Annotated in this window: 8 protein-coding genes and 3 tRNA genes; all 11 read right to left on the bottom strand. The window is 38.6% G+C overall.

Annotated features, from left to right (window positions below):
• Positions 1 to 69: 69 nt before the first annotated feature.
• Positions 70 to 858: a hypothetical protein gene (locus tag CLOL250_RS00055; RefSeq protein ID WP_147554277.1), complete on the bottom strand. Its 789-nt coding sequence runs from the start codon at positions 856 to 858 to the stop codon at positions 70 to 72.
• 74 nt (positions 859 to 932) lie between these two features.
• Positions 933 to 2,573 (bottom strand): L,D-transpeptidase family protein, encoded by a 1,641-nt coding sequence (locus CLOL250_RS13185; protein ID WP_008399748.1) that lies wholly within the window; start codon positions 2,571 to 2,573, stop codon positions 933 to 935.
• A 13-nt stretch (positions 2,574 to 2,586) separates the two neighbouring features.
• A complete protein-coding gene (locus CLOL250_RS00045) occupies positions 2,587 to 3,849 on the bottom strand; it encodes an FtsW/RodA/SpoVE family cell cycle protein (protein WP_008399747.1) in 1,263 nt (420 codons plus the stop codon).
• A 64-nt stretch (positions 3,850 to 3,913) separates the two neighbouring features.
• Positions 3,914 to 5,878 carry a DUF4366 domain-containing protein gene (locus CLOL250_RS00040; protein ID WP_008399746.1) on the bottom strand — a complete coding sequence of 655 codons (1,965 nt, stop codon included), beginning with the start codon at positions 5,876 to 5,878 and terminating at the stop codon, positions 3,914 to 3,916.
• A gap of 12 nt (positions 5,879 to 5,890) precedes the next feature.
• Positions 5,891 to 7,387, bottom strand: coding sequence for an FHA domain-containing protein (locus CLOL250_RS00035; RefSeq protein ID WP_008399745.1), 1,497 nt, complete (start codon positions 7,385 to 7,387; stop codon positions 5,891 to 5,893).
• A 139-nt stretch (positions 7,388 to 7,526) separates the two neighbouring features.
• Positions 7,527 to 7,597 (bottom strand) — tRNA-Cys (locus CLOL250_RS00030).
• Between the two features lie 25 nt (positions 7,598 to 7,622).
• Positions 7,623 to 7,694 (bottom strand) — tRNA-Asn (locus CLOL250_RS00025).
• Between the two features lie 79 nt (positions 7,695 to 7,773).
• Positions 7,774 to 7,861 (bottom strand) — tRNA-Ser (locus CLOL250_RS00020).
• A 90-nt stretch (positions 7,862 to 7,951) separates the two neighbouring features.
• A complete protein-coding gene (locus CLOL250_RS00015) occupies positions 7,952 to 9,202 on the bottom strand; it encodes a fibronectin type III domain-containing protein (RefSeq protein WP_008399744.1) in 1,251 nt (416 codons plus the stop codon).
• Between the two features lie 222 nt (positions 9,203 to 9,424).
• Positions 9,425 to 10,678, bottom strand: a complete 1,254-nt coding sequence (locus CLOL250_RS00010; protein WP_008399743.1) for a fibronectin type III domain-containing protein — start codon at positions 10,676 to 10,678, stop codon at positions 9,425 to 9,427.
• 316 nt (positions 10,679 to 10,994) lie between these two features.
• Positions 10,995 to 11,982 (bottom strand): fibronectin type III domain-containing protein (locus tag CLOL250_RS00005; RefSeq protein ID WP_044944474.1); only part of this gene is annotated, 988 nt, incomplete at its 5' end.

The raw sequence follows: 11,982 nt of genomic DNA, 5'->3' as shown, positions 1-11,982 counted from the left end.
TAATCTTCACACTTATTTTGCAGGGGCAGTTTTTGCATTACGGGCAGCTAAATGGGCTGCTTTCTATTCTTAATTATTTATTTTTACAATTTTAAAATCTCCATCTGCATTTTTTCGAAAATAGATGTTTTTATAATTTGAACCAATAAGATAAGAATCGCCATCTCTGCCCTGTCGCAGGTTAGCCAGAGAATCTTCATTCACGGCTTCAAGAATATCCTTTGTAAAAATATCTTCTGCCGGAATCGCCATAAGCTCATCTATATTTCCGATCGACTGTCCGCTTCCAAGCTCCTGCGGATAATTCATAATCTCTGATAAGGCCTGCATATCCTTATTCTGAATGATCGTTATAACCTGTCCGGCAAACTCTTCGGCTGCTGCCTCTGTACTTTTCTTTACATCGGCACGCTCCGTATAATGATTCTCAAATATCAGATTTGACAAAATCTCCTCTAACACAGAATCTTCCGCCGTAACATATACATACAGACTGTAATGAATATTTTCATCGCTCCAGAATACCACTCTTCCGGGATCCAGCTTATAATAGGTCGCATTATAACTTCCTACAGAAGTTACAACCATATTTCCGTCACCATTATTCTGAACACCGGCCAGATCAAATTCATTATGAACTGCCGATCCCCGAAATTGACACTGAAGTCCATTATATTTAAAATTCACAACAGCGATCTCTGTGTCTTTTATCTCGTAAGTTACATCTTTGATCATATCATTTTGTGAAACATCAATGACCATTCCCAACGGAATAAACGCCGAAGAATCTTCTACCGATCCATTCGTTATCGCCTCTGTTGTTCCTTCCGTCTGTGTCTCCTCCTTTTTGCAGGACACACAGGCACACATACATATACATATTAAAGATATCGCAAATAGTTTTTTAATAATCGTGTGCACGATCGTCCTCCCTAGTGGCAGCCCTTCTGTTTACATTTATACTGCATATTAGGATCTGTCGGATCCCATGTATGCCATGATGGAAGCTTATATGCAGTTGGCTTTGGAAATGGATCTCTGCCGCTTTCATTAATGATCGTTACCTTTGTTCCGACACTGCAGTGATCATAAATCCACTTTGCATCTCCTGCTGTCAGTCTTACACATCCATGTGAACATGTTGTGCCAAGCTTATTATAAGCATTTACGCTAAGTGCATTGTTATTATTTACATCGTTGTAGTATACCGAATGGAACAGATAGCCTTCGTAGATACCACTGCACCACTGCCCCCAGCATGGTCCCATCAGTTCATGCCATCTGTAACGGCTCTGTGTATGGAATGTACCAAGTGGTGTGCTCACACCGGTAGAACATATAAAAGCACGTACCGGAATAATATATCCATTCTTTCCATCCTTTGCATATACAGTTACAACATTGGTTTTCTTATTAATGATGATCTCATAAGCATCCTGATCTCCGATGACATCATCTACTTCGACTGCACGCTTACCATTAGAACAGAAATAGAACTTATATCCACCGACATACGCCCATTTCTTTCTATACATAACACCATCTTTACCAAAATAGTAATATGCATCACCAATCTTCTTATATCCGGTCTGTGCTGTACCATTGCTGTTCATATAATAAGTCTTGCCGGATATCGTCACCAGACCTGATTGTGTTACCAACGTTCCGTTTGAACGGAATACATACACCTTATTATTGATCTTATGTGATCCGGTATAGGCTTTTCCGCTCTTACCAAAATAGTACTTGCCCTTCGATGTCTTAATCCAGGAACTCTTTATCATGCTTGCTGATTTATTAAAGTAATAGTAGCTACTATTTACCTTCCTTACTTCACCTGCTGCAGCCTTACCTGTCTTTCCAAGGTAATACTTCTTTCCCTTATATTTTACAAATTTGCTTTTCTGCAGGACACCTTTTTTACTGAAATAATATTTCTTTCCACTGATCTTCACAAGTCCTGTTTCAGCCTTGCCATCCTTGCCAAAGTAATACTTTCTTTTCTCAACCGTCTTCCATTTCTTTGTCAGCATCCTTCCCTTGCTGTCAAAGAAATATCTGGAATTTCCTATCTTCTTATATCCTGTATAAGCTGCACAGGTCTTCTTGCTGAAATAATACTTCTTACCTTTTATCTGCTGCCATCCAGTAACAGCTGCACCCGGATGCTTCTTGTCACTTGAAGAATGATAGTACAGCTTACCATTTACCTTCACAAGACCATACACAAGATTACCCTTCTTATCGAAAGAATAATAATATTTCTTGCCATTACTGTCCTTGATCGCTACATGACTTCCCGTCTTTGCAACACCGTTTACATAGTATTTTCTACCATCAGGCTCTTTTACCCAGCCATTCTTTGGAGCTTCCGTTGTCGGTTCTTCTGTTGTTGGCGCTTCTGTCGTCGAACTGTCTGCGCCCGGGATCTGTCCATCTGTCATGATCTCGATATCATAACTCTTCTGATCCTTATTCTGCAAAGTTGCAGCATCCAGATTTAGCCCGATCATTCCTACTGTACAGACTGCAAATAATGCAGTCAGAATTAAGCCTTTTCCTATTTTTCTCATAATCTCTCCTCAATTAATTTATTCTGGAATATTTTCTATTACATTGCTGTCTTCGTATGCCAAGCACCAGACCGATCTCGATCATGGTACATAGGATCGCCGAACCACCCGAACTGATAAACGGAAGGGATACACCCGTATTCGGGAAAAAGTTCACAGCAACACATACATTAACTATAATCTGAAAGATAATATGAAGCATAACTCCTATTACAACTACGCTTCCATATAGATTCTTCGATTCTCTTACAACAATAAACATCTGATACAACAGATAGCCGAACATCAGGAACATAATGATCGCTCCAACCAATCCCAACTCCTCACAGATGATCGCAAAGATCATATCATTCTGTGCTTCCGGAATATTACTCAGCTTCTGTGTACCATTTCCAAGCCCCTTTCCAAGTAAGCCGCCGCTTCCGATGGCATATAAGGACTGCAATGGCTGATAACCAAGTGAGCCGGCATAACGCTCCGGGTCGATCCATCCGAAGAAACGCTGGATCTGATACGGATACTTATCCATCTCACTTTCAAGCGGCATTGTTGCCTTCAACCATATGATCAATATAATCACAGCGACAATACCAAACACTCCGACTCCGATATGCAGGGATGGATTCTTACCTACGATAAAGGTCAGAACAAATACCATCAATAATAAGATCAGACAGCTACTCAGGTTTGAAGAAATGGCAAGAATCAGTCCTGCCTGAAATGCAATAAACAGCCACAGCTTAAATATCCTAAGAAACTTATGCATTTCTTTCCAGTATTTGCTGACATAATATGCCATAAAGATAATCATACATACCTTTGTAGCATCGGCAACCTGTAACTGGATTATTCCAAGATTCAACCATCTGGTCGCACCGCCGGATGTTATACCAAGTGGCGTTTTTAAAGCAAAGATCAAAACGATCGATAAACCATACATCAAAGGTCCGACCTTCTTAAATGCCTTATACGGAATCACGCTTACCACTCCGGCAGCCACCATTCCCAAAATAATCATTTTCAACTGTTTCTTAAAATAAAATGCCGAATCATAATTCGTAGCACTGCTTATAGATGATGTATAACTGGACGCGCTGAAGATCATGACCAGACCGAACGCCATAAGGAAAATAACCGCTACAATGATCTTGATCTCTACTCCGGGAGTAAATTCACTTTCCATCTGCTGTACTGTATTCCCCGTATTCTGATTGGACATTGTTCTCTTGCTGACTGACTCCATGTGTCCACTGTTCCTTTCTACATACTTCGGCATAAAAAGCGTCTGCAACTCTTAATTCAGAATACAGCCGCTTTTTATCTGTACTATTTTCCGATCTTTATTCTATAGTAAATACATACTTCTCTATCAATCGGTTTGTATCAATCTCATATATGTATAACGTAGCTGCTCCCTTGATCGCCTGTGAGGAATCAATGCTCATCCACGTTGTATATCTGTCTTTCACTTCACCAAATGTAACTTCATTGCTCTTTGTTCCATCTGAATATACAACGTAACCTTTCAGGTTCATTGTTACATCATTCTCTGTTAAAAACATCGTATGGATATAGATCGTTTTATCAGATGAAGCTGAATCATTCTTACTCTTATAATCTTCCTTGTCATCATTTACAAATGACTCAATAAACCAGCCTGTCAGTGCTGTATAATCATCATCTGCTGAGTCATAACCTGCCTGACGAAGATCACAGATGTAATTCATAGTAGTCTCATCGTTACTGTCAAAATGATCCTTGATGTATTTAGACTTTGCTTTGTTGATCTTTTTAGTCATATCCTTGGTCGTAACCTGACTATACATCTCTACTGCTGCCTTATAATCTTTTCCATCACTCAAAAGCTTTGCCCATTTGATTCGCACAGCGTCTATATCTGCTGTACAGTCCTTATAGGAAGAATCGACCTGACCATATGTCTCGATCGCTTTTGAATAATCCTGCTGTGATACATACTGTTCTGCCAGTAAGCACAGACACTCATTTGCTTTATCTGCATAATCATTATATTCTGACTTTACAAATAAATCTTTTGCATTAATATAATCGCCTGCTGCCATCTTGTCAACCGCATCATTATAATAACATTCCTTAATTTTTTCGGCTGCATCCTGATAGTCACCGGCTGCGGTAAATGCCTGAATGGCCTCATCGTACTTCTTCTCACCTTCCAATGCACAACCATTCATATAAGAACATTCTTTTACCTTATCGGCTGCACCATTTACATCTCCTGCTTTCTCATAATAATCTGCTGCTTCTGTGTAATTTGCCTCACCATACAGCTTTTCGGCCTGACTAAAGTAGCTCTCTTTCTCCTTCTGAGCAGCCCCCTCATAGTTAAGACCTGCTGCCTTTCTGTAATTATCTGCAGCTTCAACAAAGTTTCCGGCTGCAAACAGATTCTCTGCGTATTCAAAATATGCTCCACCATTTACCTTGGTCTTAGAATCTTTGATCGGCTTTGCTTTATTATAAAGGTCAATTGCCTCATCTACTTTACCATTCTTTAAAGCATCCTCAGCTTTATTATAATTCATGAACTTAGGAACAAATATTGCTGCAGCTCCACCACCTGCAAGAACGATCACGATAAGAATAACGATCAGAGCGATCTTGCCGCCCTTGCCCTTCTTTTCCTTTGAAGCATTCTGCTCTTTCGGTGGCTTAGGTGCTTTCTGTGGCTTTGGCTGCTTTGGAGCCTTTTCCTTCTTCTTGTTCTTTTTCTTATCCTCACCATTCGGCCCCGGCATCGGCTGACCGTTTGGTCCCATCATTGGACGTCCCGGCATCGGCTGACCGTTTGGTCCCATCACCGGACGTCCCGGCATCGGCTGACCGTTTGGTCCCATCATTGGACGTCCCTGCATTGGCTGATTGTTCACTCCCATTGGTCTGTTCTGGAATGATGGAATTCCATTTGGTGCCGATCCCTTTAACATATCGGAATTCAGAACCGTTGTTCCTTCTTCATCTTCATCAACAGAGGTCTCTTTTTCCAGATCAACTGCTTTTAAAACAGTAGTCCCTTCTTCTTCCATATCATCTGTATCAATGACATCTGCACTTTCTTTATCTGCAGCATCGGATAGATTCTTTTCTATATCTGATGCCTGTTTCATCACATCTGCTGTCTCGGCTTTATCGTCTGCTGTTGTAGAAACATCTTCGATCGTACCGGCATCCGTAATACCTGCCGGATTCATATCCTCTACTTTCTTTCCACAGACAGGACAGATTTTCACCTCTGGCGCAATCTCACACCCACAATTGTCACAAAACATATTCCGCTCCTCCTAATTCATTTTAAATAAAAATTCTTCATTTGAAAGCCGGATACTACTGTTATCCGGAATAACGATCTCCACATTGCTATAGACCATATCACCATTCAAATATGTATGATTCGTGGAATTATTATCTCGAAGATAATAAATACCATTTATATTTGTAATATAAGCATGCCTCCTGCTTACGGATTTATTATCCGTGATCTTAAAATCGACACCCTGATCTGCTTTTCCTATACAAAATGCCTGCTTATTAATATAAATCTGTTCACCGGTTTTTTCCCGAATCAGTACCGGTATTTTTCCGATTTTCTCTGTTACATTCGTAAGAACAACTGTCTCATCTTCCTCCGGATCAATCCTGTTCGTCTGTCTAGTCTCTGACAGTCTTCCAATCTCTTCGTTTCTCCGTCGGGCTTCCTTCTCCTGTTTTTCAGCTTCTTTATAATTTCTTCTTGCTTCATATTCTGCACGCATCCTTGCTTCTTCTGCACGCATTTCTTCTTCCCTGGCAGCTCTTACTTCCTCTGCCAATCGTTCAGATTCCGCTGATGCTTTTCTGAATTCTTCCTCCGCTTTCTTAGCTGCTGTCTCAGCACGCAACTTCGCCTCTTCATATTCTTTTCTTACAGCATCATCTGGCTGCTCCTGCACCTGACAGGCATACAGAACTGCTGTCTGCGATTGATCCCGATATTCTTTTTCTGCTTTCTGCCGATTGATTTCTGCCTGTATTCTTGCAGCTTCTGCCAACATACGCATCTCTTCTGCTGTTTTTGCAACCTTTGCCTGCTGTTTTGCATAAGCTGTCAGTCTCTTGGCTTCGCTCTCTGCCTGCATTCTCGCAATATCTGCATTTCTTGCAGCTTCCTCCGCTATCAGAATCGCTGATTCTGTCTTCGCTGAATTCGCTGCTTTCTCTTTATTTTCTGAAGACACATGCTCACCTATCAGAAGCAATTGACTCTTTAAACGTAATTCCTTTACAAACAAATTAAATTGTATTACATTGAATTCCTTCTGACTATTCAGATAATCAATGATCTGATTGGCACACTCAAGCGCAGATGTGTGTGCATACGTCATCTTGTTTAACAGACAACGGATAAATGCATCCGGTCCTTCCATTGGTTCTACCTTTTCAAACGGAAGATAGATTAATTGTATACTGAAATCACTCAATCTCACATACATATACTTCAGATCGAATACAACTTTTTCTAACTTCAATCCATTATGTACCATGGAAACCAGCTGTCTGCTGATACTATACAGATATTCAACCAGTTCATCCCTGAATACCGGCTTCTGTGCAAGCTGATCCAGTGTCAGATCTCCTGAAATATTGAATTCCAGAACACGATCACCTTTCACAAACACTTCTCTGCATGTATTAGAATTTCCCGCAAAAGGCACATTATATATTTTTATCTCATTTTGATCTACCTGTATGGTTTCATCTAATTTGTAATTAATTCGTTGTTCCTTGTTTCTTTGCGTCATAAACCCTCCTATAAGAGTCACCAAATAAAAAAATGAACAAACTCCCGAAAATATTATATCAAACCACCCTATAAAAGTAAACCAGGAGAACTTTGTGCAAACTAAAAAAGAGACTGGACCATTCCAATCTCTTTAAAAGAGGCGCGAGCCGGATTTGAACCGGCGATGACGGTGTTGCAGACCGGGGCCTTACCACTTGGCTATCGCGCCATTTATTCAATTAGCTTTCGCTAAGCTCCCCGAGTAGGGCTCGAACCTACAACCCCTCGGTTAACAGCCGAGTGCTCTACCATTGAGCTATCGAGGAATACCACTGTCAAAATTCTAATATCTGCTTCCGTTCACGATCTGCTTTCAACTGATGACTTAATAATTCAGATAGAATACGCAGAAGGAGGGATTTGAACCCTCGCGCCGCGCAAACGGCCTACACCCTTAGCAGGGGCGCCTCTTCAGCCACTTGAGTACTTCTGCAAAATGCCTAAATGAAATGTTCCCACCAGGGATATTAAATTTTGACGCTAGTACATGATATCAAAGGATATTGGGTTTGTCAAGAACTTTTTATTTAATATCCATATATAAATACCACACATATGCAGCTTTATATAATGACTTACCAACCTTTACCTCCGGAATAACATAAATCGCAGTAGATCTTCCTACGATACAATTATTATATTCATATTTTCCGGTATTTGGACCAACAACAGCTACTTTTTTCCATAATGGCTTTGCCGCTTTAATGTCATTACAAGCATAAATATAATAACGCTTTGCATTTGTAACCTTATTCCACCTTACGGTAACCGTTGTCTCGTCTGTTCTCTGGATACTGATCTTTGCCTGAGGAATCACTACCTTGTAGTCTGACCATCTTCCGTAGCATTTTTTATTGTTGATCTTAACATAGCTTCTTACACGAACCTTAAATCCCTTTCCCTTCACCGCAGGGATATCAAATCTTACTTTTGTCTTCTTAGTATTAAATGTTTTCAGTTTTTTATTCTTTAAAGAATAAATTTGAACCTGATATCCTGACGGTTCATATTTGTCACGGGCAGATTTATTCCATCCGACCATAACTTTATTGCTGACAGTCGGATACCATGTATAATTATTTCTCTTAAAAGATGCTACTTTGCATGGTTTTCCCGGCGCAGCATAGAGGTCGTACGCTTCCGCATGACCACCCTTTGCGAGGAATCCGGATGTTGATTGTCGAACCGGTGTGATACGAACTGTATTCACAGAACCTACCTTTACTTTTACCTTTGCACTGGTCTTCTTTACCGTTGCTATCTTTTTATCGTTAACATATAAGATATATCTGTTTGCACCTCGAACACTTCCCCATTTAAAAGAGATTGCATTCGGGGATGTCTTTGTCTCTTTTATAGATGATGTGAATATCTTAGATGCACTTGGAGCTGTTACGACTTCCACTTTATCAGACATCGTTCCCGATGTGATATTTCCCTCACTGTCCTTATATACTGCCTCTATTGATACATAATATGTACTTCCTGCTGTAAGATTACTGATTTTTTTCTTTGTATCATTATAGACATCGCATTCGCTTCCCTTTGTTGTCCTTACAAAAGTAACACCATCTGTCGATATGTATACATTATAACCATACGCACCTTCTGCCTTTTTCCAGCTTACCATAACTGTATTCTCGCCGGCAGCCGTCTGCTTGATCTCTGTTACATCATTTTCAGCATGTGCAACCATAGTCAGATTACAAAAAAAACAGACCGCAATAACAGTCATTATAATCATCCTTATAATTGATATTTTCTTTGTTTTCATTTAAATCATTTCCTTTTTGTTAAAATTATATTACAAAAATATCAAATTTTATATTTATAGTCAATATCTTTTTTTATATAAAAAACTTCTACAGGTTCAAATGCATTCTTTACAAATATACATTTTACCCCATAGAAGTCCTTTACTGCACAAGAAATGTTATCTGTACAAATTACATATTCCCATGACTTTTATAGTTCTTAATTCAATGATTAACGCATATTAATTCAAATATCCATATATCGTCCACGTTGGAGCCGGCTTATATGTCTTTCCTTTTACTTTTACAGTTGGAATAACATAAAATCCAACATATCTCTGTCTTGTAAGATTGCTTACTTCACAGGAAGTTGTACCTGCCCCTACCTCTTTTACCTTATAGAACGCCGGCTTCTCTGCCTTCATATCCTTACAGGCATATACAGTATAACCTGTTGCATTCTTGATAGAGTTCCAGTTAAGTTTTACTGTGTGGTATCCGGTTCTTGTCATCTTGAAACCGGGCTGTGGAATGATTACCTTCCAGTCTGACTTTGTTCCATAGAATTTCTTTTTATTCAACTTGACATAACCGGTAACTCTGCATTTGAAGCCTTTGTTTCTGATGGATTTCATACCGGTGAATTTTTTATATAATGTATGACCATTCTTGATATCATACACCTTTATCTTCTTGCCCTCTAAAGAATAAATCTCCAAACGATATCCTGATGAATAATACTTATCTTTCTTGCTTCTGTTCCATCCAATCGTTATCTGATTACTTTCTGTTGGTTTCCAGATGTAATTTCCTAACTTATAATCCCCCAGTTTTGTTGGTTTTCCGGGTGTTGTAAAGACATATAGCCCTTTTCCCTGTGATATCGCATTCTTTTTATTAAATTTCTTTACTGCATACACATAATATATATTTGCAGAGCCTGTCTTTAATTTTTTGATAGTAACAGAAGTCTTTGTTGTCTTTGCAATGATCTTTGTTCTCGAACTGTTTACGATATAATACTTATTCGCACCACTTACCTTTTTCCATGATAATGTTGCAGTCTTTGCTGTTGCCTTTGTCTGTTTCAGACCTGTAACTACATTCGGAGATGTAAATACCTGCAATGTACCTGCCTGATTCTCATCTGTTGCATATGTACCATTTACAATAAATACGGGAACAACTTTTACTGTATAAACAGTTGCTGCTTTCAAACCTGATATTGTTACACTGTTTGATCTGCTGTCTAGCTGTGAGACCTCTGTCCGACCATATGGTCGCTGCCATACACCATCACTGCCTGCATAGTATACTAAATATCCGGATGCATTCGTTACCTCGTTATAAGAGATTGCTACTTCTGATGCAGATACTCCTGTCTGCTTAAGTCCTGTCACTCCGCCATCTGCAAATGCCGTAATACTCATTGCAAATAACATGATTGACATGACTGCAACCAATAGAAATGATCTTTTTACTACTCTTTGTCCCATAAAATACTCTCCTCTATTTTTTTGATGCACAAAATACCTATATAAAATGTACCCTGTAATTTCAGAGTACTCGTTTTTATTTATTTTGTCAATTTGGTGTTTTATTTTTGTTAATTATGCACAAAACCATGTCTCGCCTGAAAAATAAATACACCGGAGAAACCATATCGCAAAAAACTATGATTCCTCCGGTGTTTTAAATTTTACCAGATACTTTTATGATTGTTAAAGTAATATTTTTAATAATACTTGCTCATATATGTATATGTTTACCAAGTTGCATCTGCCTTATATGACTTCTTACCAATTTTGTTTATTAAAGACGTACATAACTATATATGTTACTTACAACCTTCTTCTTTCCATTCTTACCAACATATCTTAACTGTACATAATACTTCTGACCCTTCTTCAGTTTCTTCTTATTATACTTTGTAATTGTATAGCTTGATTTCTTGGAACTTACAGTTGCAACCTTTTTGTAACCTTTCTTTTCTTTAGTTGAAATGTAAATTCGATATTCTGATACCCCACTTACCTTTTTCCACTTCAACGTAATTTTCTTACCATTTTTACTTCTTCTTGCTGTAACGTCCTTACTGCAAGCATTATAATCATAATTTGACCATGGACCATATGTTTTCTTTCCATTAATTTCAACATATGCTCTTACTCTTGCCTTTGTAAATGCACCTACAGGATATGTTGTTAAACGAGCACTTGTAGAGGTTGTTGTAGCTTTATAATATTTTTTCTTTCCATTTAAGCTAGTAATTTCATACTGATATCCATCTGCTTTCTCGCAAGATGTCCAACCATAATAACATACCTTAATATTATCGTATAAGTCTGTTATTGCTACTCTGGTTACTTTCTTTGGAACTGTCTTCATATAAGAAGATTCTGATTCATCGCCTACAGCCTCATATCCATTTACATTTTTTACAGCTGCCACATAATACCTGATCTCACTGGAAGGATCTAATCCACTAATTGTAGCAGAATTTGTATTTGAAGTTGCGATTGTCTTATACTCATAGTTTTCCCATATGAGTATCCGATAATATGATGCACCTGCTACTGGATCCCATTCCATAGATATAGAATTCTTTGTTGCTCCTGTCTGTCTCAGGTTCTGTACCTCTGAAGGATTTGTACTGACTAACTGCTTCTGTGATACAGCTACAAGATTGCCATCTTTGCTACTATTTGTTGAATGAAAATCTTTATTATATACTGATATTCTTACATAATAAGATGAGCCTTCTGTCAAGCCATAAATTGTTTCATTAGAATTATATGCT

The sequence above is a fragment of the Clostridium sp. L2-50 genome (assembly GCF_000154245.1).
GTDB lineage: Bacteria > Bacillota > Clostridia > Lachnospirales > Lachnospiraceae > Coprococcus.
This window is presented reverse-complemented; position numbering and strand designations above follow the sequence as displayed.